Below are 22020 nucleotides of genomic sequence, written 5' to 3' on the forward strand. Positions count from 1 at the left end.
CGGGAAGCGGCACGGCGCGGGCCCCTGGGGTGAGCCGGGAGTCCGCGCCGTAAGTGGTTTGGGGGGTGTCCTGAAAAGGTGGCGTTAGGCCGCGAGGCGGCTCTTGACCTCGGCCGCGGAGGGGTTGGTGGCGGCGGTGCCGTCCGGGAAGAGCACGGTGGGGACCGTGCGGTTGCCTCCGTTGAGCTGCTCCACGAGTTCGGCAGTGCCTTCGACTTCCTCGATGTTGATCTCGGTGTATCCGATGCCCTGCGCGTCCAGCTGCTTCTTCAGCCGGTTGCAGTAGCCACACCAGGTGGTCGAAAACATGGTGATGGTGCCGGAATCGGGGGTGAAGTCCACGAAGTTCTCCTCAAGGCAGGTTGACGGCACTGGTTGGCGATGATGAGTGGCATCGCCGTTGCCGACAAAAGTCGTATGTCACTCCCAATAACGGTAACCCGGGGCCCGCTATTCCCTGCTCTATTCCCGCTGGGCGGCCCGCGGTGGCATGCTGGTGCCATGTGTGGACGCTACGTGATGGCCCGGGCCGTCGGGGACCTGCTGGCAGAATTCGACGCCGAACTCGAGGAAGAGGTGGTGATTCCGCCGTCCTGGAACGTCGCGCCGACCGCGGACGTGCCGATCCTGCTTGAGCGGCTGGTGGACGGTGAACCCGTGCGGCAGCTCCACATTGCCCGCTGGGGACTGGTGCCGTCCTGGGCCAAGGACCCCGGCATCGGCTCGAAGATGATCAACGCCCGCAGCGAGAGCGTGCTGGAGAAGCCGGCCTTCCGCAAGGCCACCCGCACCCGCCGGTGCGCCGTTCCGGCCGACGGCTATTACGAGTGGAAGGGCGAGGGCCGCGGCAAGCAGCCGTACTACGTGCATCCAAAGGACGGCAGCCCGGTGGTCTTCGCAGGCCTCTATGAATGGTGGAAGGACCCGTCAAAGACCGAGGGGGACCCGGGGCGCTGGCTGCTCTCGACGTCGATCCTCACCACCGATTCTCCGCCGGAGGGCTACGCGGACGGCATGCTGGCGGAACTGACGGCCCTGCACGACCGCGTCCCGCTGCCGATGGACCGCAGGACCATGGAGACCTGGCTGGATCCGCAGGCGGAAGACGCCGCCGCGCTGGTTGGGCTGGTCCGCGCCGGCGCGCACGACGTCGCCGAGGGCTGGAGGATCGACGCCGTCGGCACCGCCGTCGGGAACGTCAAGAATGACTCCCCGGAGCTGATCGAGCCGGTCGGCAGCCTGTTTTAGCGGACGGGCCGGCAGGCTTGGCTCCGTTCCCGGCCATGTTTGGCTCTGCAGGGCCGAGACAAAGGTACATTTGACTCGATTAGAATCTGGTTCTGCCATGGGGGGCAATGGTGACAATTTTGGGTCGTGAGTCGGCTACCGCGGTCTTTCGAATAAGGCGAAAAGCGAGTGGGCTGCGGTGGATCATCCTAAGCACCGTACTCGCTGTGATGGGCCTTCTCGGCGTATGGATTACCATCCCGGAATGGATCAACGTGCTCCTGGCGGCAATCTCATTTGCCTTGTTGTACATGGAGGTGCGTGCCCACCGTCGCTCCGTTGCCTCGACGGTGTTTGAACCGCGCATTAGCGATTCCTTCGAAAGTTTCGTGCCGACGACTAGCAGCCACGGTCGGTTCACCTATCGCAAGTTCCCGCACGGATCCTTCCTCTCGGACGACTTGGTGAGCTCGGCCATACAGGACGGACTGGAGGCGCGACTGGAATCCAAACCGTTCACGATGCCCCCGTCCCTGAGCGCCCTCGGCCAACGCTTTCTCGACGACAAGATCAAGGTTAGGCATGTCTTTGACGGGCCTATCCTTGGATGGAACTCGAACGTTGGGGTAGGGCCGGCTGCGTCTGAGCTGCCTCGCTGGATAGATTTTCAGCCCGCAACCTACTTTCAGCACATCGCAACGGACCAGCTTGCGCTCCACGACGTAAGCCGGGCCGGTCGTTTCACCGAAGACCACGGACGAAGGCTTTTCATTACCCGACGCGGGGCGCTCAGGGACTTCCACGACTCATGGCTTGTAAACGTGGTGGGGACCTCAGTCATGGCATTCACGAGCGATGGCAAGCTGCTCATAGTGGATCAAGGAATTCATAACCTAAACAGCGGCGGTCAGTTGGCTCCGAGTGGCTCGGGTGCGCTGGAGCCCAAGGATTTTCAGGGCCGCGCTTCGCTTCCCTTGGCGGAACTGGCGGCCAACGGGGCCAACCGTGAGTTGCAGGAAGAAGCTGGAGTTCTGGCCAATGAGATCCAAGAGAGCTACTTCCTAGGCTTCGGACGCTGGCTTGAAAAGGCGGCGCGTCCCGAACTCATGACATTGAGTTTGCTCTCCGTGGACTCGCACGTTCTGGAACAGCGGATGACGGGGAAACTCGAGAGACCGTTCGTTCGCGGACGGACATTCACCAGGCTTGTGGGTGAACCGAGCGAATGGGGATCGTCGCCGGAAACAATGCTCGAGCCCCAGTACCGGGGAAGACTCTCCCTGCCGCTTTCAGTGGGGCTTGCCCTTTTGAAAGAATTCGTCGCAGCGGGCGGCCCGTCTGCAGAAGTGTTTTCGAGCCAGGTCATCGGCGGCGACTAGACCGTGACCTTGCCGCCGGCGTCGACCGTCCAAGTGGGGTTGAAGGCGACCTCCCAGCGGAAACCGTCCGGGTCCGCGAAGTAGCCCGTATAGCCGCCCCAGGGCTGGGTCTTCGGCGCGGCCACGACGACGGCGCCGGCGGCCTCCGCCTGGCGCATCGCCTGGTCCACCTCGTCAGCGCTGCCCACGTTGTGGCTCAGGGTGATGCAGGGGATGCCGGCCGGGGGATCGGTGGCGGCCTCGGCCTGCATCTGCCCGGCGTCCCAGAGCGAGAGGATAAGCCCGTGGTTGACCTGCAGGAAGAGCACCTCGCCGGAAACCTCCCGGTGGACCGGCCACCCGAGGCCCTCCACGTAGAAGCGGCGCGAGGCGTCAACGCTGCGGACACCCAATGAGATGAAGTCGACTCGTGGTTGCATCGTTCGATACTGTCATGCACATGTCCACACATCACCGTGACGCCAAAGACGCCCAGGCCGATAAGGAACAACTCGCCGCCGTGCGGGTGGCGGTCGACGAGGTGGACGAACAGATCGTCGCGCTGATCGGCCGGCGCGAACGGCTTATCCGGATTGCCGGCACCCTGAAGGCGGACAGTGCCGAGGTGCGGGCGCCCGGCCGCGTGGAGCGGGTCCTAGAACACGTCAAGGCGACGGCTGAGCAGAAGGACATCGACACCGAGATCGTCGAACAGACCTACCGGGCCATGATCGATGCCTTCATCCGGCTTGAGCTGGACGTCTACAAAGCTTCCAGCTAGGGCTGGTCGACTCAGCTAGAGCGACTCTTCGACGGGCACGTTGGCCTGGTACTCCCGGCCCTCACAATCGCTGTAGGCCGTCATCAGATGGCCCTTGGCCAGCCCCATCACCGTGCTCAGCGGAAAGTTGCCGGTGATGGTGTTGCCGGAGTGCTCCACACCCTTGAGGTCGAAGTTCTCTTCCGTGCCGTCATGGCTGAAACAGAAGAAAGAAACTGCCTCGCCGTTCATGAACTCGATTTCCATCCGGCGCTGGTGCGAATGGTCCGGGGTGGCCGCCACGAGCCCCACCACATAGGCCCCGGAACTCGGGATATTCCCGTCTATATCGAACTTCGCCACCAAGGTTGAATCCTTGGCGGCGATGCTTACGTGCTTCAGGAGTGCGCTATGGGAGCTCATAGCTCAATCCTGCTACCTGCGCTTGCGTCCGTCCACCCCCATCTAGGTTTTGTCCCGGGCCCGGCGTAGACTTGAATTGTTCGAAGATATATTCGAATACCCTCTCAAGATTCTTGCCAGAGGTCAGCGTATTCCGGGAGGCACCATGGGGATGTTCAGCGAGTCGGTGGACGTCGCGTGCACCCCGTCCGGCCAGCCGCTGTCCCTTGCCTGGGGCGGCCGGCACTACGACGTCTGCGCCGAACCGGTCCGCTGGTTTGAGCGGCGGCAGTGGTGGGCCGAGGAGCAGCGGGCTCCGCTGGGCAGCGGCCCGGGACTGGTGGACCACGAGATCTGGCGGATCCAGGTCCGGGACGCCGGTAACACGGAGGACACCCTCACCCTGGACCTGAGCCGTCATCTGGGCAGCGGTCGCTGGCGGCTGCTGCGGATCCACGATGCCCTGCGCACTATCAGGAAGCCCGAGTCGGCATGAGCTTCACCCACCTGCACGTTGCCACCGCCTTCAGCGCCCATTACGGGGTGTCCTGGCCGGAGGAACTGGCTGCTGCCGCCGCCGCGGACGGGGCCACGGCGCTCGCCTGCACGGACCGTGACGGGCTTTACGGCACGGTCAAGCACCTGAAAGCCTGCATGGCGGCAGGGCTTGACCCAGTCGTGGGGGTGGACCTGGCAGTCTTCGACGACGACGGCGACCTCCGAACCCAGCTCGGCGGCCGCGTCGTCGTATTGGCGCACGGGCACAACCGCGGCGCCGGCTACCGGGCGCTGTGCCGGCTGGTCTCCGACGCCCACGCCCGCACCACGGGCAAGGCCGGAGGAACGGTGCCCGTCGCGGTGACCAGGGCGGAACTGGCCTCCCGCGCCCTCGACCCGCAGACCCTCGAACCGGTGCTCACCGTGCTGATCGGCCCGGACTCCGACGTCGGCCGCGCGATGGGCGGCCGGCGCTACCTCCGGCCCCGCACGCTCTTCAAGCGCTGGCTGGACGCCATGCCGGCGGGAACTCTCGCCGCTGAGGTCGTCTCGCAGCTCAGCCCGCCCGGCGAGCCGCTGAGCACGGCCCACGCGGTGCGAATGCTCAAGCTCGCCGCGGAACACGCAGTCCCCGCGGTGCTGAGCAACGCCGTGCGCTACTGTGCCGAGGACGGTGCCGCGACGGCGGACGTGCTGGACTCCGCCCGGACACTGAAATCCCTGCCCGAGCTCTCCGCCGCGCCGCAGCTGCAACCCAACGGGCAGGCCTGGCTGAAATCCTCCGCGCAGATGCTGCGGCTGGGCCAGGAAATCATGCACGCCGCCGGCTACGGCGCCGCGGACCTCAAGAGCCTGCTGGCACACACCGAGGCGCTCGCGGACCGCTGCCGGATGGATCCGGTCACGGACATGGGATGGAAGCAGCCCGTGGTCCCGGAGGCCTCGGTGATCGGAATTGCGGGGGACCCGCTCGTGGAACTCACGCAGCGCTGCGAGGCCGGCATCAGCCGGCGCTTCCCCGGGATCGCCGGCAAGCCAGCCGAAGAAATGCGCGCCCGGCTGGAGCACGAACTGCGGATCATCGACAGTCTTGGTTTTGCCTCCTATTTCCTGACGGTGGCCGAAGTGTCCCGGATGATCCTGGACATGGGGGTCCGGGCGGCAGCCCGCGGCTCGGGCGCCTCCAGCCTGGTCAATTTCCTGATCGATGTCAGCCAGGTCAACCCGCTGCAGCACGACCTCATCTTTGAACGATTCCTGTCCCGGGACCGCGCCACCCTGCCGGACATCGACATCGACGTCGAAAGCGCCGAACGGCACAACGTCTACCGGAGGATCTTTGAGCGCTTCGGCTCCGAACGCGTCACGCTGATGAGCATGCAGAACGGCTACCGCGCCCGCGGGGCCGTCCGCGACGCCGGCCTGGCCCTTGGCATGGACGGCGGCGACATCGACGAGATCGCCAAACAGCTGTGGCGGTTTTCGGCCCGGAACTTCCGTGAGGCCCTGGTGGAGAAGCCGGAGCTGAAGGAATTCGCCGGCCGGGTGGAGCAGCGGGACTTCACCGAAAACCAGCAACTGGACCTGTTGGTGGACCTGACCGAACGGCTGGACCGGCTGCCGCGGCACATCTCGATGCACCCCTGCGGGGTCATCCTGGGCGATGCGACACTGCTGGACCGCACCCCCGTGCAGCCCAGCGGCCTGGGCCTGCCGATGAGCCAGTTCGACAAGCACGACATGGATCCGATGGGCATGCTCAAGCTCGATGTCCTTGGCGTCCGGATGCAGAGTGCCATGGCGTTCGCGGTCCGGGAGGTGATCCGGCTGCACCCGTCCAAGGCCGAGGTGGTGGCGGCCGGCCGCCACCCCGCAGGCCCGGACGGCGCCGGCCCGGACTACATCGCAGCCGACGGCCGCATCGACCTCAACGCCGTCCCGCTCGACGACGAACCCACCTATGAGCTGATCCGCAGCACCCACACTCTGGGCTGCTTCCAGATCGAATCCCCGGGCCAGCGGGAACTTATCGGCAAGCTGGCGCCCCGGGAATTCAACGACCTCATCATCGACATCTCGCTGTTCCGGCCGGGGCCGATGAAGTCGGACATGGTCCGGCCCTTCCTGGAACACCGGCACGGCTTCGCGCCGGAGGTCTACCCGCACCCGGACCTCAAGCCGGTGCTGCAGGAGACGCACGGCGTCACCGTCTTCCATGAGCAGATCCTCAAAACCTTCGACGTCATGACCGGCTGCGGGCTGGCCCGAGCCGATGAATTCCGGCGGGCCCTCGGCAACGAGGTCCTCGAGGGACGGGTGGAGGAATTCTTCCGCCGCGAAGCCCGGGCCCGGAACTACACCCCCGAGGTGGTGGACAAGGTCTGGGGGACGCTGAAAGCCTTTGGCAGCTTCGGTTTTTGCAAGGCCCACGGCGCCGCCTTCGCCGTGCCCACCTACCAGTCGGCGTGGCTCAAGACCCACCACCCTGAAGCCTTCCTGGCCGGGCTCTGGGAACACGACCCGGGGATGTACCCCAAGCGGCTGCTGGTGGCCGAAGCCCGGCGGCTGGGGATCCCCATCCTGCCGCTGGACATCAACCGCAGCCACGCCGAATACCGGGTGGAACGGGTGGACACCGGCCCGGACCGGGGCAAGCTCGGCATCCGGCTGAGCCTGAACGGCATTTTCGGGCTTTCCGGGGCCGAGCTGAAACGGATTGTGGCCGGCCAGCCCTATGATTCCCTCGCGGACCTGCGTGCCCGCACCCGGCTCAGCAAGCCGAGCATCCAGCGCCTGGCGCAACTGGGCGCCTTCGACTCGCTGCACCGCTCCTCCGGCAGCACCGCCAACCGGGCCGACCTGGTCCAGCACCTGCAGCAGCTGCAGGGCAGGCCGCAGCGCAAGGGGGTCGAGGTCATCGAGGGGCAGTTGGCCTTGCCGCTGGGCGACGTCGAGCTCAGGAACCTGAAGGGCGGCCTGCCGGCCCCTACGCTGGTGGAAACAGTGCGCGCCGAACTGGACCTGTTGGCCCTGGATGTCAGCGGACACCTGATGGACAGCCACCGCCCCTTGCTGGACCGGCTGGGCGTTACGACGGCGGACAAGCTGCTGGGACTGCGCAACGGTACCGAGGTGCTGGTGGCCGGGGTGCGGGTGGCCACCCAGACCCCGCCGATGCGCGGCGGCAGGCGGGTGGTGTTCATCAGCATCGATGACGGCACCGGCTGCGTGGACTCGGTCTTCTTCCATGAGGCCCAGGAACAGTCCGGTCCGCTGCTGTTCGGCACCCGGCTGCTGTTGATCCGCGGTACCACCCGGCGGACCGGGCCGCGGGGCATCAGCGTCAGCGCCTCGATGGCCTGGGACCTCAGTCGGACCGAGACGCTGCCCTTCCCGGCGCCCGCCGCCAACCGGACGGCTGCTGCCGAGCCCGGCGCCGGCGGAGCTGCCGCCCCCGCGCAGGGCCGTCCTGAGCACCCGGTCCAGGGCCCGCTGGACGGGATCCGCCGGACCCTGGCCATCACCGGGTTCTCCGGCTAAGCGGCGGCAAAACGCCTGCCGGCCGGCGGCCTGCCGCGTTGGTTGGCCTATCCGGAACCCGATAGCATGGACGAGGCTGGCTGTGGTCCCCGTACGCCACAAGCTACGAAGCCTTAACTTTGAATAGGAGACACCCGTGTCAGATGCCCAGCAGATCACCCTTATCGTCGACGGCGAAGAGACCAAGGTGACTACCGGGACCACCGGCGCGGAACTCTTTTTTGAGCGCCGCGACGTCGTTGTGGCCCGCGTCAACGGCGAGCTGAAAGACCTGGACCAGCCGCTGCCCGAGGGTGCAGCGATTGAAGGCGTCACCATCGATTCCCCGGACGGCCTCAACGTCCTGCGCCACTCCACCGCCCACGTCATGGCCCAGGCCGTGCAGCAGTTGCGCCCCGACGCCAAGCTCGGCATCGGCCCGTACATCACCGACGGCTTCTACTTCGATTTCGACGTCGAGGAGCCGTTCACCCCGGAAGACCTGCGCCAGCTGGAAAAGATGATGCAAAAGATCATCAACCAGAACCAGAAGTTCGTCCGCCGCGTCGTCTCCGAGGACGAGGCCCGCGAAGCCATGAAGGACGAGCCCTACAAGCTGGAACTGATCGGCCTCAAGGGCGCCGGCTCGGACGCCGACGGCTCCAGCGTGGAGGTGGGCGGCGGCGAGCTGAGCATCTACGACAACGTGGAGCGCAAGGAAGGCACCACCGTCTGGTGCGACCTGTGCCGCGGCCCGCACCTGCCCAACACCAAGCTGATCTCCAACGCCTTCGCCTTGACCCGCTCGTCGGCCGCCTACTGGCGCGGCAGCGAGAAGAACAAGCAGCTGCAGCGCATCTACGGCACCGCCTGGCCCACCAAGGAAGCCCTCAAGGCCTACCAGGAGCGGATCGCCGAGGCCGAGCGCCGCGACCACCGCAAGCTCGGCGCCGAACTGGACCTGTTCTCCTTCCCGGACGAGCTGGGCTCCGGCCTGCCGGTGTTCCACCCCAAGGGCGGCATCATCCGCAAGGCTATGGAGGACTACTCCCGCCAGCGCCACGTCGACGCGGGCTACGAGTTCGTCTACACCCCGCACATCACCAAGGGCCACCTCTACGAGGTCTCCGGACACCTGGACTGGTACCGCGAGGGCATGTTCCCCCCGATGCACATCGACGCGGAACTGAACGAGGACGGCACCGTGCGCAAGCCCGGCCAGGACTACTACCTGAAGCCGATGAACTGCCCGATGCACAACCTCATCTTCCGCTCCCGCGGACGCTCCTACCGCGAACTTCCGCTCCGGCTCTTCGAATTCGGCTCGGTGTACCGCTACGAGAAGTCCGGCGTCGTGCACGGCCTCACCCGCGTCCGGGGCATGACCCAGGACGACGCCCACATCTACTGCACCCGCGAGCAGATGAAGGACGAGCTCACTAAGACGCTCAACTTCGTCCTCGGCCTGCTCAAGGACTACGGCCTGGAGGACTTCTACCTGGAACTCTCCACCAAGGACCCGGAGAAGTCCGTGGGTTCGGACGAGGTCTGGGAGGAAGCCACCCAGACCCTCGCCGAGGTGGCGCAGGAGTCCGGACTGGAACTGGTCCCTGATCCGGGCGGAGCCGCCTTCTACGGCCCGAAGATCTCGGTGCAGGCCCGCGACGCCATCGGCCGGACCTGGCAGATGTCCACCATCCAGCTGGACTTCAACCTGCCGGAGCGCTTCGAACTCGAGTTCCAGGCCGCGGACGGCACCCGCCAGCGCCCGGTCATGATCCACCGCGCCCTTTTCGGCTCCATTGAACGCTTCATGGGCGTCCTGACCGAGCACTACGCCGGCGCCTTCCCGGCCTGGCTGGCCCCGGTGCAGGTGGTCGGCATCCCCGTGGCCGAGGCGTTCAACGACTACATGTTCGACGTCGTCGACCAGCTCAAGGCCGCCGGGATCCGCGCCGAGGTGGACATCTCCTCGGACCGTTTCCCGAAGAAGATCCGCACCGCCAGCAAGGACAAGATCCCGTTCGTGCTGATCGCCGGCGGGGACGACGCCGAGGCCGGCGCCGTGTCCTTCCGCTTCCGCGACGGCAGCCAGGACAACGGCGTGCCCGTTGCCGAGGCCGTCCGGCGGATCGTCGACGCCGTCCGCAACCGGACCAGCTAAGGGAGCAGCACGTGCAGGAGACCACAGGCGCTGTCCCGGGCTACCCGGGTGACGACGGCGTAACCGACGACTTTGGCCTGGCCGGGGTGCCGGACGCCTTCCAGCGCCTGTGGACTCCGCACCGCATGGCGTACATCAAGGGCGGCCAGCACCAGTTCAAGAACCCGGATGACTGCCCCTTCTGCGTCGCTCCCGAGCGCGAGGACGACGACTCCCTGATCGTGTTCCGCGGCCGGTCCTGCTACGTCGTGCTCAACCTCTTCCCCTATAACCCGGGCCACCTCCTGGTCTGCCCCTACCGGCATATCCCCGATTACACGGACCTGACTGTCGAGGAGACCGCGGAGTTCGCCGAGCTGACCCAGACGGCGATGCGGGTGCTGCGTAAGGTCGCGAACCCGACCGGCTTCAACTTAGGGATGAACCAGGGCGTGACCGGCGGGGCCGGCATCGCGGGCCACCTGCACCAGCATGTGGTGCCGCGCTGGGGCGGGGACGGCAATTTCTTCCCGATCATCGCGCAGACCAAGGCGATCACCCAGACCCTGGGCGAGGTCCGACAGCAGGTCGCCGAGGCCTGGCCCCAGGCCAATGACCAGGCCAATGACGAGGGCAGCGACCAGGCCGGTCCTACGGGGCAGCGGCCCTCCGGGACGTCGGATGCTGAATAAGCACGCCCGCGGTTTCTTCACCGCGCTGTTCTCGCCGCTGGCCCGCTGGCTGCTGCGGGTGGGTGTCTCGCCCGACGCCGTCACGATCATCGGCACCGCCGGCGTCGTCATCGGAGCGCTCGTGTTCTATCCGCTGGGCCAGCTCTGGTGGGGAACGCTGTTCATCACGGCGTTTATTTTCTCCGATGTCATCGACGGCATCATGGCCCGGATGCAGGAACGCGGCGGACGCTGGGGCAACTTCCTGGACTCCACCCTGGACCGGGTCGCCGACGGCGCCCTCTTCGCCGGCGTCGCCATCTGGTTTTTCACCGGCGGCTCCGATATCCCCATCGCCATCGCCGCCGTCGTCTGCCTCGTACTGGGCATGGTGGTGTCCTACGCGCGGGCCAAGGCCGAGGCGCTCGGCTACCACGCGAACGTGGGCATCGCGGAGCGGGCCGAACGGCTGGTGTCGGTCCTGGTAGTCACCGGCTTCACCGGGATAGGCCTCCCCACCGTGGTCCTGTTTGTCACCCTCTGCCTGCTCGCCTTGGCCAGCTTCGTGACGGTCGTGCAGCGCATCGCCTCCGTGCACCGCCAGTCGCTGGAGGAAAATACGGGAAGCGCCACGGAACAGGCCGCCTGAGCCCGTAATCGGAATTCAACCCCGCCGCGGCGGGGGACTAGTATTAGGCTTACCGGCCAATGGTTCCCGGTAATCCGGTGTGTGCGAGCCGGTGTATGCGAGATTGTCATCTGCGTGCCGTCCGCGCCCCGGCGAGGTCATCTATCTACCCATAGGGGTTTTTGTGTCTACACCTGATGTAAGCAGCGAAGCCGGCGCGTCCGCCAAGAACGTTACGGGCAGCAGCCGCGTCAAGCGCGGCATGGCGGAGATGCTCAAGGGCGGCGTCATCATGGACGTCGTCAACGTCGAGCAGGCCCGCATCGCCGAGGACGCCGGTGCCGTGGCCGTGATGGCGCTGGAACGCGTTCCCGCCGACATCCGCGCCCAGGGCGGCGTGTCCCGGATGAGCGATCCGGACATGATCGACAAGATCATCGACGCCGTCTCCGTGCCGGTTATGGCGAAGGCCCGGATCGGCCACTTCGTCGAAGCCCAGGTCCTGCAGTCGCTCGGCGTGGACTACATCGACGAGTCCGAGGTCCTGACCCCGGCCGACTACACCAACCACATCGACAAGTGGAACTTCACCGTTCCGTTCGTCTGTGGTGCCACGAACCTCGGCGAAGCGCTGCGCCGCATCAACGAGGGCGCGGCCATGATCCGCTCCAAGGGCGAGGCCGGCACCGGAGATGTCTCCAACGCCACCACCCACATGCGCCAGATCCGCGCCGAGATCCTCAAGCTCGCCGCCCTGCCCGAGGACGAGCTCTACGTCGCCGCCAAGGAGCTGCAGGCCCCGTACGACCTGGTCAAGGAAGTTGCCGCGACCGGCAAGCTTCCGGTGGTGCTGTTCACCGCCGGCGGCATCGCCACCCCGGCTGACGCCGCCATGATGATGCAGCTCGGCGCCGACGGCGTCTTCGTCGGCTCCGGCATCTTCAAGTCCGGCAACCCGGCCCAGCGCGCCGCCGCCGTCGTGAAGGCCACCACCTTCTTCGACGACCCGGACGTCATCGCCAAGGCCTCCCGCGGCCTGGGCGAGGCGATGGTCGGCATCAACGTCGACGAAATCCCGCAGCCGCACCGGCTCGCCGAGCGCGGCTGGTAGCGTTCGACTGCTCCTCCACAGACTCGGCGCCAAGGCGCCTCGTCCGTGGAGCCTCTGCAGTCTCTCTTATTAAGCCAAGAGAGTTGGGCGCGTCTGTCGCCTGAATTTCGATCGAAGACGGCGGCGGGGGCCCTATTACGCACGCTGCCGGATCACACCGCCCCGCGCCTTGCGCTTCTGATTGAACGACGGCGGCGGGTCACCTTTCTGAGGTGACCCGCCGCCGTCGTTTGTGTTCTGGGGGTCAGTCGAGGCCGCGGCGCTTGAGCAGCGGTTCGAGCCGGGCTTCCCGGCCCCGGAAGGCGCGGAAGGATTCCAGCGGGTCGCGGCTGTTGCCCCGGGAGAGCAGCTCGGCCCGGAAGAAGTCACCGTTCGCCCGGGTCAGGCCGCCGTTTTCCTTGAACCATTCGACCGTCTCGGCGTCGAGCACCTCGCTCCAGATGTAGGAGTAGTACCCCGCGGCGTACCAGCCGCCGGCAAAGATGTGCTGGAAGTAGCCGGTGCGGTAGCGCGGCGGGATCAGGTTGTGCGCGACGCCGGCGGCGGCCAGGGCCTTGGCCTCGAACTCCAGCGCGTCCTCGGGGATCTCGGTACCGTCGAGCACGTGCCAGGCGAGGTCCAGCAGCGCGGCGCCAAGGTACTCGGTGGTGCCGAAGCCCTCGCCCCAGAGGGCGGCTTCGTTGAGCTTGTCCACCGCTTCCTGCGGCAGCGGCTCGCCGGTGGCGTGGTGCCGGGCGTAGTTGGCGAGCACCTCCGGCCACATGATCCACATTTCATTGACCTGCGAGGGGTACTCGACGAAGTCACGCGGCACCGAGGTGCCGGCGAACCTCGGGTAGGTGACCGAGGAGAACAGCCCATGCAGGGCGTGGCCGAACTCGTGGAAGGTGGTCCGCAGCTCGTCCAGGGTCAGCAGAGTCGGCTCGCCGGCCGGCGGCTTGGAAATGTTGAGGTTGTTGATCACCACGGGCCGGGTGTTCAGCAGTCCGGATTGCTCCACGAGGGAGTTCATCCAGGCCCCGCCGCGCTTCGAATCCCGGGTGTAATAGTCGCCCAGGAACAGGCCGAGGTCGGTGCCGTCGGAGTTCTTTACCTCCCAGACCCGGACATCGGGGTGATAGCCCTCAAGGTCGGTGCGTTCGTGGAAGGTGATGCCGTACAGGGCGGTGGCGGCGAAGAAAACTCCATCCCGGAGCACCCGGTCCAGCTCGAAGTACGGCCGCAGGGCCTGCTCGTCCACCGAGTACCGTTCACGCTTCACCTGCGCCGAGTAGTAGGCCCAGTCCCAGGCCTCAAGGGGGTGGCCGGCGACCTCCGCCAGCGCCTCCGCCTCGGCGTCGGCGTTCCGGACCGCGGCCGGGGCGAGCCGGTTCATCATGGCCTGCACGGCCTCGAAATCGGGGGCGGTCTGCTGGTCCACACTGAGCTCGGCAAAGTTGGCGAAGCCAAGGAGGCCGGCCTTCTCCGCGCGGAGCCGGACCATGTCCTTGACCAGGTCCAGCACATCGAGGTCGCCACCACCGCTGCCACGGCCAACCGACGCCTCGAAAAGCCGGCGCCGCACCTCCCGGTTCTCCAGGGCGGCCAGCGCGGGCTGGTTGCTGGGCTGGATCAGGGTGAGCAGGAATTTCCCCTCGTGCCCCGCGGTGCGCGCGGCTTCGGCGGCGCTGGCGACGTCGTCCGCCGGGAGACCGGCGAGCTCGGCGGCGTCGTCCAGCAGCAACGAGGCGGACTTCATGCCCTCCTTGACCCGTTGGCCGAACTCGGTCCCGAGGGTGGACAGCTCGGCGTTGATGGCCTTGAGCCGTTCCTGGCCGGCCGCGTCGAGCTGGATGCCGGTCTGGCGGAACTCTTTGAGGTATTCCTCCACGAGCCGGTTTGATTCCGCGTCCAGCCGGTCGGTGTTGATGGCGGCGAAGCGCTCGAACAGCCCCCGGTTCAGGTACACCGCGTCCTGGTGGGCCGAGAAGCTGGGGGAGAGGCGGGTCTCGAGCTCCCGGATGGCCTCCGAGGCGTCCGCGGACACCAGCGTGAAGAACGACGCCGCGGCACGCTGCAGCAGCTGTCCGGAGCGCTCCATCGCCAGCGCCGTGTTCTCGAAGGTCGCAGGCTCCGGGTCCGCCACGATGGCCTGGATCTCGGCCAAGTGTTCGGCGAGGCCGGCCTCGACGGCCTCGGAGTAGTGCTGGACCTCGATGTCCGCGAATGGCGGCAGTCCGTAGGGCAGGGTGCTGGGGCTCAGGAGGGGATTGGTCATGAAATAACTCTTTCATGCACAGCGCCGGTTCTCAATGGACCGCTAGGCGTGTTGTGACCCGGGCCACCGTACGATGACAAAATGCGAATCATCACCCCCACGCTGCGCGGACGGCTGCTGGCCGGGTCCGCCGCGGCTCTCCTGGCGGTCTCCCTGGCGTCCTGCGGCCTCGTCGCCCGCCCGGACTCCAGCGCGGGACCGTCCTCGGCGGCTGCCGCCAATACTGCCGGGACCACTGCCTCTGGAACCCCGGGATCCACGCCGGACGCGACGCCGACACCCACCCCGACGCCGACGCCGGGGAAGGGGCCGGCCTGCGCCGCCATCCGCTGCACCACTGTCCTGGTCACCGGGGACATGCTGGTCCACGCCCAGCTCTGGGAGCAGGCCCGTGCCGACGCCCTCGCTACCGGTGCCAAGGGCCTGGACTTCGAACCGCTGCTGGCGGGCCAGCGCAAGTACATCGAAAAGAGCGACCTCGCGGTCTGCCATCAGGAAACGCCGGTCTCCGGACCCACCGGGCCGTTCTCCGCCTACCCGTCGTTCAACGTGCCGCCGCAGATCATCACCGCCGCCCAGCAGGTGGGCTACCAGGCGTGCACCACCGCCAGCAACCACACCATCGACCAGGGCACCGCGGGCCTGGTCCGCACCCTCGACGCCCTCGACGCGGCCGGACTGCAGCACACCGGCTCCTACCGCAGCCAAGCCGACTCCCGCGGCGTGATGATCCTGAATACCGCCGCCGCCACGGTGGCCGTGATCGAGGGCGCCTACGGTTTGAACGGGCAGACCCCGGAGCACGCCTGGCAGGTGGACATGCTCGATCCCGCCGCGATGATCGCCAAGGCCCGCAAGGCGAGGGCACTCGGGGCGGACATCGTGCTGGGCGTCATGCATGCCGGGGACGAGTACGCCAACGTGCCGAACGAGCAGCAGCGCACCGTGGCCCACGCGCTGGTGGACAGCGGCCAGTTCACCATGATCTACGGCCACCACACCCACTCGGTGCTCCCGATTGAGCGCTACAAGGGGACCTGGATCGTGTACGGGCTGGGCAACGGCGTCACCGAACTCTCGCCCTGGTACGTGGTGAACAACGAGGGGCTGCTGGTGCGGGCGCAGTTCAGCCAGGACGCCGCGGGCAAGTGGTCCGCCTCGGACCTGGCCTGGGCGCCCTCGGTCATTGTGCGCGGGCCTTACCGCTGGTGTTCGGTCGCCTCCGACGCCCCGCAGGGTCCCTGCGCCGGTGCCGCCGCGGACGCGGCCACCCGGCTCCGGACCCGAACCGTGGTGGAATCGATGGGCGCTGCCGCGGCAGGCGCCCATGAACTGCTGATCACGAAGGAGCGGTAGCCCTGGACACACTGAGCGAACGACGGCGGACTGTCGGCGCGCACGGTGCCGAGCTGGCCGTCGTCGAATACGGCCGGCAGCCGGGTCCGGACGTTCCGACGTTGCTGCTGGTGCACGGGTATCCCGATGACCACCGGGTGTTCCTGCCCGTCATCCGGGAGCTTGCCGCAACGCACCACGTGGTCGCGTACGACACCCGCAATGCGGGCGCCTCCGTCGTCGTCGGGAGCCCCGGCGACTTCAGCCTGGCCACGCTGGTGGACGATCTTTTTGCCGTGCTCGACGCCGTCGGAGCCGCCGGGGTGCATCTGGTTGGCCACGACTGGGGGTCGATCCAGGGCTGGGCAGCGGTGCAGGATCCGCGTGCCGCCGGTGTGATCCGCCGCTACACGAGCATCTCCGGCCCGGACCTGCGCCACTTCTCGCGCTGGGTGCGCTCACGGCTCCGGGACCCCCGGTCCTGGCGGCAAGCGGCCGGGCAGTTGCTGCGCAGCTGGTACATCGCGGCGTTCCTGGTCCCGGTGCTGCCGGAGGCTGCCTGGCGGCTGTTCCTGACCGGGCGCTACGAGCGGGGCGCCAAGCGCAGCGTCGGCAACGACCCGGTCCGCGGGCTGGCCCTGTACCGCAGCAACTTCCGGTCCGCCCGGAACTGGCCTGCACCCGCGCGGGTGGCGATGCCGGTGCAGGTGGTGGTCCCGTTGCGGGACCCCTTCCTGTCCCCGTACCTGGTGGAGGGGCTTGAGGCGTGGGTGGATGACCTGCGCGTGGTGAGGGTGGACAGCGGCCACTGGTGGCCGGCTACCCGGCCGGCCGAGCTCGCGGCGCTGCTCAGGAACAGCGGAGCCGGAGGATGACGACGACGGCGGCGCCCGCGGTCCATTTGCTCTGCGGGCTCAACGGTGCGGGCAAAACGACGCTGGCCCGGGAACTTGAGGCAACCTTGCCGGCCGTGCGGTTCAGCCTCGACGACTGGATGCTGCGGCTGTATCCGGGCTTGCACTACGCGGCCGAGGAGTACGGCGGCCGCGCAGAGAGCTGCAAACTGCTCATCTGGGACACGGCTGCGCAGGTCCTGCGCGCCGGGACGGATGTGGTCCTCGACTGGAACCAGTGGAGCCGCGCCCGGCGGGCGCTGTGGCATGGGAAGGCGACCGCGGCCGGGTTCGACGTCGTGCTGCATTATCTCCAGACGCCCTTGGACACCGCCCTTGAGCGTGTCCGCCGGCGGACCCTGGCGGAAGAACCGGGTTCCCATGCGTTGGAGGACTCCGGGGTCCGGCACCTGGCGGCAATCTTCGAGGAGCCGGGGGAGTCGGAGGGGCTGGAGATCCTCCGGGTGGCGGGCAACTGACCGCGGCGTCCGGCGCTTCTCAGTTCGTCAGCGAACCCGACAGGTTGCAGGCCATAAAGACGCTGTTGGGGTCGGGCAGGTAATCGGCGAACGGCTGGCAAAGGACAAATCCGTGCCGTTCATAGAGCCGCCGTGCCGGTGCGAAGAAGTCCTCCGACCCCGTTTCCAGGCACACCCGGCCGTAGCCGCGGTTCCGTGCCTCGTCGAGGATCCGGGCCAGGAGGAGTGCGGCGATGCCACGGCCGCGGGCGTGGAGCGCTGTCCGCATCGACTTGATCTCGCCCTCGCCCGCGCCGACGTCCTTCAGCGCTCCGCAGCCAAGCAGCGCGCCGCCGCCGTCGCGCGCGGTCCAGAAGGCGATCTCCGGACCGGCCAGCGCGTCCGGGTCCAGGGCGTGCACGCTCTCGGCCGGTGAGGTCGCATACATGTCCGCGAGGTGTTCTTCCAGGAGGCGCCGGACGTCCGGGCGCGCCGGGTTGTCGCGGGCAACCTTGATCATGCGGCGCGCGTCAGCGGGGCCGGCGGGCCGCGTGATCGCGGGCCAGGACGGCGTACGAGTCATCCGGGGTGCCCGGTGAGAAGCTGCCGTACTTGCGCTCGACGGCGGTTTTGATCAGGAAGTCTGCCAGCGCGGGGTTCTTGGGCAGCAGCGAGCCGTGCAGGTAGCTGGCGACGATGTTGCGGTAGCGGGCGCCTTCCTGGCCGTCGCTGCTGTTGTTGCCGGTGCCCTTGGCCGTGGTTCCCAGCGGCGCGACGCCCGGGCCCAGCGTGGTCTGGCCGCTGTGGTTTTCGTAGCCCAGCACGGTGCCGAATTCGGGGGAGGCCACCGAGACGTTGCCGATCAGCCGTTCGTCCGTGCCGTGCGTCTCGACGTCCAGGATGCCGATGCCCGGGATGACGGAGCCGGTCCTGGTCTTGAAGAACTTCCCGAACAGCTGGTACAGCCCGCAGATCACCAGCATCGGCGTGCCGGCCTCGGCGAGTTCCTTCAGGACGGTCTCGCGGGAGAGCAGGTCATCCTGGATCACCAGCTGGCCGCTGTCCTGGCCGCCGCCGCCCACGATCAGGTCGACGCCTGCGGGGAACTCGTCCCCGACGTTGTACTCGAGCAGTTCCGGGGTGTACCCGTGCCAGCGCAGGCGTTGGGCCAGGACCAGGGCGTTGCCCCAGTCGCCGTAGATGTTCATGTCCCGTGGATAGAGCTGCAGCACGCGGATGCTGCCCTTGCTGGGGGCCGGGGTGTCCTCGGGGGGCAGTTCGTGCCCGAAGGAGAGCCCGTTCGGGGTTTCGGGGGACGCAGGGGTCATGAGACCACCTCCACTGTGGTGATTTTGGACAGCTCGCGGCGGATGGCCAGCATGGCCGTGTAGGTGCAGAAAATCCGCTTCGGCTTGTCCTTGGAGCCGCGGATGAAGGCGGCAAGGGCGGCGGCGATGTCCGTGTCGACGGCGCCGATCGCCACGTCGTCGTATTGCAGCCGGAGCGCCATGTCGTAGGCGCGCGAGCCGGAGAGCTGGTCCACGCCGCCGTCGCGCAGGGTGTCGAATTCGACGTCCCACAGCCAGGACATGTCCCGGCCGTCCGCGTAGTTGTCATTGATGGCGATCATCGTGGCGTAGCCGGCGGCCGGGAAGGACTTCAGGCCGAGGCGGAAGCCGCTGGGGTTCTTGACCAGGACCAGTTCCAGCGGCAGTCCGTCGACGACGAGGCTTTCGCCGCGTCCGAAGGCAGGGGCAACGTTGGAAAGCGCCGTCAGCAGGCCGGCGTGGTCGGTGCCCGTGCCGCGGGCGCCAGTGATGGCCCGCGCCAGGGTCAGGGCAGCCGCAGCGTTGAAGATGTTGTAGACGCCGCGGAGCTTCATCCCGGTGCTGACCGTCGCGCCGTCGTACTCGAAGTCGGCGTCGTCCGCGCCCACCCGGCGGAGGACGACGTCGGCACCCGGCTTGGCGGGGGCCGGAGGCACCGGGCTGCCCGGCGTGGCACGCATTTCGTCGTCGTTGGGGAACGTGCTGAGCAGCGAATCATCGAGGCCGAAGTAGCGGACCTCGGGACCGCCGGCCGCCGGGCCGTTGAGCGTGTCGGCGATGCGGGCCACGCGTGGGTCCTCGCGGTTCAGGACGACGGTCCCTGAGGTCTTGGCGGCGATGTGCTGCAGCAGCTCGGCAGTCTTGTCGATCTCGCCGAAGCGGTCCAGCTGGTCGCGCAGGACATTCAGCAGCAGGCAGTAGCGCGGCGGGACCTTGTTGACGAAGTGCACGGCGTGGGCCTCGTCGAGTTCCAGGACGGCGACGTCGGCGTCGAGCCGGCCGCGCCAGTCCACCTCGCCGAGCAGCGCCGCGGCCACGCCCCGGGTGAAGTTGCTGCCGGTGCGGTTGGTGAAGACCTTCAGGCCCTGGCTCTCCAGCAGTTCCACGACCATCTTGGTGGTGGTGGTCTTGCCGTTCGTGCCGCTGACGACGGCGACGCCCAGCGGCAGCGTGGAGAGCGTCCGTTGCATGAAGCCGGGGTCGATTTTTTCGACCACCAGGCCGGGGAGGGCTGAGCCTCCGCCCCGGAGCCGGGAGACCCGGCGGACGAGCTTGCCGAGCGGAACGCTGAAGTAGAGCATGCTTTGTAATATATCCCAGCGGCGGCATGGAACCCGGTCCGGGGGCGCGCTCCGGTGCGGCCCCGGGGAGCGCGGCGCATTATGCTGGCACCATGACCACCCCCCTTTCTTTGCCTGGTTCCGGCGCGGGATCAGGCCTCCGGATCGGCGTCCTGGCGCTCCAGGGCGACTTCCGTGAACACCTGCACGCCGTGGAGGCAGCCGGCGCCACGGGCATCGGCGTCCGCCGCCCCGCCGAGCTGGACGGCCTTGACGGCCTCATCATTCCCGGCGGGGAATCGACGACCATCGACAAGCTCGCCCGGATGTTCGAACTGCGGGATCCGCTGCGCGAACGCATTCAGGCCGGCCTGCCGGTCTATGGTTCCTGCGCCGGCATGATCCTGCTGGCGGCGGACATCGCCGACCCGGCCTTGGACCTTGCCGGCAACCCCCAGCAGACCTTCGGCGGCCTGGACATCACGGTCCGCCGCAACGCCTTCGGCCGGCAGCGGGAATCGTTCGAGACCGACCTTGAGTTCAAGGGGCTGGAGTTCAGCGCCGATGAATCCGGCGTGGCCCCGGTGCACGCCGTGTTCATCCGCGGACCCTGGGTGGAGCGCGTCGGCGCGGGCGTAGAGGTCCTGGCCCAGGTGGAACCGTCCAAGGCCGGCCACCCGGAATCCCTCGACGGGACGGCTAGAATTGTTGCTGTGCGTTCCGGCAAGCTGCTGGCCACCTCCTTCCACCCGGAAGTGACGGGGGAGAAGCGCGTGCACGAATTGTTTATTCGAATGATCAGAGGAGAAGCGTAAAGCATGTCAGGCCACTCCAAATGGGCGACGACCAAGCACAAGAAGGCCATCCTGGACAGCCGCCGGGCCAAGTCGTTCGCCAAGCTGATCAAGAACATCGAAGTTGCCGCGCGCATGGGCGGACCCGACCTCGCCGGCAACCCGAGCCTGGAACTCGCCGTCACCAAGGCCAAGAAAACCTCGGTCCCCGCTGACAACATCGACCGCGCCATCAAGCGCGGCGCCGGCCTCACCGGCGAGGTCGTGGACTACACCGAGATCATGTACGAATGCCGCGGACCGCAGGGTTCGGCCCTGCTGATTGAGTGCCTTACGGACAACAAGAACCGCGCGGCCTCCGAGGTCCGGCTCGCCATCTCCCGCAACGGCGGCACGATCGCCGATCCCGGTTCGGTCAGCTACCTGTTCTCCCGCAAGGGCGTCGTCTCGCTGCCCAAGAACGGCCTGAGCGAGGACGACGTGCTGATGGCCGTCCTGGACGCCGGCGCCGAGGAAGTCAAGGACAACGGCGACAGCTTCGAGATCCACTCCGAACCGACTGACCTGCAGGCCATCCGCGATGCGCTCAAGGAAGCCGGAATCGATTACGACACCGACGAGGCCGAGTTCGTGCCCTCCATGCAGGTGCCGCTGGACCTCGACGCCGCCAAGAAGTTCATGAAGCTCGTGGATGCCCTGGAAGAGCTCGACGACGTGCAGAACGTCTACAGCAACGCAGACCTCAGCGACGAAGTGCAGGCCGCACTGGAAGCCGAGTGACCCTTCGCGTCCTCGGCGTCGATCCGGGCCTCACCCGCTGCGGCATCGGCGTCGTGGACGTCGAGAAAAACCGGCGCGCCACGATGGTGGCGTTCGGCGTCGTCGGTACCTCCCCGGAGGAGAGCCTGGACCAGCGGCTGCTTGTCATCGCCACCTCGATCGACGACTGGCTGGATAAGTATGAGCCGCAGGTCCTCGCCGTCGAACGTGTCTTCTCCCAGCTCAACGTCAGCACGGTCATGGGTGTGGCCCAGGCCTCCGGCGTCGTGATCGCGGCCGCCGCGCGCCGCGGCATCCCGGTGGCGTTGCATACGCCCTCGGAGGTCAAGGCCGCCGTGACCGGCAGTGGAACGTCCAACAAGGACGCTGTCACCAAGCTCGTCACCAAGATCCTGCGGCTGGATGCCCCGCCGCGGCCAGCCGATGCCGCCGATGCGCTGGCACTGGCCATCACACACGCGTGGCGGGCCGGCAGTGGTGCCGCGGTGGCCACCACAGGGCCGGGAAGCCAGTCCCTTACCCCGGCCCAGCGCGCCTGGGCCGACGCGGAGGCCAAGGCGCGCCGCGCGCGCTGAATG

General features: G+C 67.5%; 22 protein-coding genes. 15 read left to right on the top strand and 7 right to left on the bottom strand.

Translation table 11 applies throughout. The features are described 5' to 3' along the window. Positions 1-84: 84 nt before the first annotated feature. Positions 85-342, bottom strand: a complete 258-nt coding sequence (locus AC1DH3_RS05410; protein WP_056739948.1) for a mycoredoxin — start codon at positions 340-342, stop codon at positions 85-87. A 159-nt stretch (positions 343-501) separates the two neighbouring features. Here AC1DH3_RS05410 and AC1DH3_RS05415 point away from each other — a divergent pair, with 159 nt between their 5' ends. Further along, positions 502-1248, top strand: coding sequence for an SOS response-associated peptidase (locus AC1DH3_RS05415; protein ID WP_441417671.1), 747 nt, complete (start codon positions 502-504; stop codon positions 1246-1248). A 206-nt stretch (positions 1249-1454) separates the two neighbouring features. Then, entirely contained in the window at positions 1455-2606 is a 1152-nt protein-coding gene (locus AC1DH3_RS05420; protein ID WP_476908770.1) for a hypothetical protein, read from the top strand. On the opposite strand, the gene AC1DH3_RS05425 is transcribed toward AC1DH3_RS05420, so the two are convergent. Further along, positions 2603-3025: a VOC family protein gene (locus AC1DH3_RS05425; RefSeq protein ID WP_441417673.1), complete on the bottom strand. Its 423-nt coding sequence runs from the start codon at positions 3023-3025 to the stop codon at positions 2603-2605. The two genes, AC1DH3_RS05420 and AC1DH3_RS05425, sit on opposite strands and share 4 nt — an antisense overlap. A gap of 14 nt (positions 3026-3039) precedes the next feature. Between AC1DH3_RS05425 and AC1DH3_RS05430 the strand changes: the two genes are divergently transcribed. Continuing rightward, on the top strand, positions 3040-3366 hold the full coding sequence (locus AC1DH3_RS05430; protein ID WP_441417877.1) for a chorismate mutase: 327 nt from the start codon (positions 3040-3042) through the stop codon (positions 3364-3366). Between the two features lie 15 nt (positions 3367-3381). On the opposite strand, the gene AC1DH3_RS05435 is transcribed toward AC1DH3_RS05430, so the two are convergent. Next, on the bottom strand, positions 3382-3768 hold the full coding sequence (locus AC1DH3_RS05435) for a hypothetical protein (RefSeq protein ID WP_441417674.1): 387 nt from the start codon (positions 3766-3768) through the stop codon (positions 3382-3384). 145 nt (positions 3769-3913) lie between these two features. Here AC1DH3_RS05435 and AC1DH3_RS05440 point away from each other — a divergent pair, with 145 nt between their 5' ends. From AC1DH3_RS05440 to pdxS, 6 genes are all read left to right on the top strand, one after another. Next, on the top strand, positions 3914-4243 hold the full coding sequence (locus AC1DH3_RS05440; protein ID WP_476908771.1) for a DUF6504 family protein: 330 nt from the start codon (positions 3914-3916) through the stop codon (positions 4241-4243). Then, positions 4240-7785 (top strand): DNA polymerase III subunit alpha, encoded by a 3546-nt coding sequence (locus AC1DH3_RS05445; RefSeq protein WP_476908772.1) that lies wholly within the window; start codon positions 4240-4242, stop codon positions 7783-7785. The genes AC1DH3_RS05440 and AC1DH3_RS05445 overlap by 4 nt, the downstream gene beginning before the upstream one ends. A gap of 136 nt (positions 7786-7921) precedes the next feature. Further along, positions 7922-9928, top strand: a complete 2007-nt coding sequence (thrS, locus tag AC1DH3_RS05450; RefSeq protein WP_441417677.1) for a threonine--tRNA ligase — start codon at positions 7922-7924, stop codon at positions 9926-9928. 11 nt (positions 9929-9939) lie between these two features. Continuing rightward, the gene (locus AC1DH3_RS05455; protein ID WP_476892449.1) at positions 9940-10599 is read left to right on the top strand and encodes an HIT family protein; all 660 of its coding nucleotides are present in this window, start codon (positions 9940-9942) and stop codon (positions 10597-10599) included. Beyond that, on the top strand, positions 10589-11227 hold the full coding sequence (gene pgsA / locus AC1DH3_RS05460; protein ID WP_476908773.1) for a phosphatidylinositol phosphate synthase: 639 nt from the start codon (positions 10589-10591) through the stop codon (positions 11225-11227). The genes AC1DH3_RS05455 and pgsA overlap by 11 nt, the downstream gene beginning before the upstream one ends. Positions 11228-11390: 163 nt before the next feature. After that, a complete protein-coding gene (pdxS, locus tag AC1DH3_RS05465) occupies positions 11391-12317 on the top strand; it encodes a pyridoxal 5'-phosphate synthase lyase subunit PdxS (protein ID WP_441417680.1) in 927 nt (308 codons plus the stop codon). 244 nt (positions 12318-12561) lie between these two features. Here the strand turns inward: pdxS and AC1DH3_RS05470 are convergent, their stop codons facing one another. After that, on the bottom strand, positions 12562-14574 hold the full coding sequence (locus AC1DH3_RS05470) for a M3 family metallopeptidase (RefSeq protein ID WP_476908774.1): 2013 nt from the start codon (positions 14572-14574) through the stop codon (positions 12562-12564). 81 nt (positions 14575-14655) lie between these two features. On the opposite strand from AC1DH3_RS05470, the gene AC1DH3_RS05475 reads away from it, so the two are divergent. From AC1DH3_RS05475 to AC1DH3_RS05485, 3 genes are read left to right on the top strand one after another with little or no spacing between them, the layout of a single operon-like run. Continuing rightward, positions 14656-15930 carry a CapA family protein gene (locus tag AC1DH3_RS05475; protein WP_476908775.1) on the top strand — a complete coding sequence of 425 codons (1275 nt, stop codon included), beginning with the start codon at positions 14656-14658 and terminating at the stop codon, positions 15928-15930. 53 nt (positions 15931-15983) lie between these two features. Then, on the top strand, positions 15984-16784 hold the full coding sequence (locus AC1DH3_RS05480; protein ID WP_476908850.1) for an alpha/beta fold hydrolase: 801 nt from the start codon (positions 15984-15986) through the stop codon (positions 16782-16784). Further along, on the top strand, positions 16781-17281 hold the full coding sequence (locus tag AC1DH3_RS05485; RefSeq protein WP_476908776.1) for a P-loop nucleotide/nucleoside kinase family protein: 501 nt from the start codon (positions 16781-16783) through the stop codon (positions 17279-17281). Before AC1DH3_RS05480 ends, AC1DH3_RS05485 begins: the two co-directional genes overlap by 4 nt. Before the next feature lie 19 nt (positions 17282-17300). Here the strand turns inward: AC1DH3_RS05485 and AC1DH3_RS05490 are convergent, their stop codons facing one another. Genes AC1DH3_RS05490 through AC1DH3_RS05500 form a run of 3 tightly spaced genes read right to left on the bottom strand, consistent with a single transcriptional unit; the run spans position 17301 to position 19889 of the window. Continuing rightward, a complete protein-coding gene (locus AC1DH3_RS05490; protein WP_476908777.1) occupies positions 17301-17780 on the bottom strand; it encodes a GNAT family N-acetyltransferase in 480 nt (159 codons plus the stop codon). Between the two features lie 10 nt (positions 17781-17790). After that, positions 17791-18588: a type 1 glutamine amidotransferase gene (locus AC1DH3_RS05495; RefSeq protein WP_476908778.1), complete on the bottom strand. Its 798-nt coding sequence runs from the start codon at positions 18586-18588 to the stop codon at positions 17791-17793. Continuing rightward, positions 18585-19889, bottom strand: coding sequence for a Mur ligase family protein (locus AC1DH3_RS05500; RefSeq protein ID WP_441417686.1), 1305 nt, complete (start codon positions 19887-19889; stop codon positions 18585-18587). Before AC1DH3_RS05500 ends, AC1DH3_RS05495 begins: the two co-directional genes overlap by 4 nt. A gap of 92 nt (positions 19890-19981) precedes the next feature. Here AC1DH3_RS05500 and pdxT point away from each other — a divergent pair, with 92 nt between their 5' ends. From pdxT to ruvC, 3 genes are read left to right on the top strand one after another with little or no spacing between them, the layout of a single operon-like run. Next, a complete protein-coding gene (pdxT, locus tag AC1DH3_RS05505) occupies positions 19982-20683 on the top strand; it encodes a pyridoxal 5'-phosphate synthase glutaminase subunit PdxT (RefSeq protein ID WP_476908779.1) in 702 nt (233 codons plus the stop codon). Positions 20684-20686: 3 nt separating this feature from the next. Next, positions 20687-21442 (top strand): YebC/PmpR family DNA-binding transcriptional regulator, encoded by a 756-nt coding sequence (locus AC1DH3_RS05510; protein WP_441417688.1) that lies wholly within the window; start codon positions 20687-20689, stop codon positions 21440-21442. Beyond that, a complete protein-coding gene (gene ruvC, locus AC1DH3_RS05515; protein WP_476908780.1) occupies positions 21439-22017 on the top strand; it encodes a crossover junction endodeoxyribonuclease RuvC in 579 nt (192 codons plus the stop codon). The genes AC1DH3_RS05510 and ruvC overlap by 4 nt, the downstream gene beginning before the upstream one ends. Positions 22018-22020: the final 3 nt, after the last annotated feature.

Source organism: Arthrobacter sp. 05L428 (assembly GCF_056397665.1).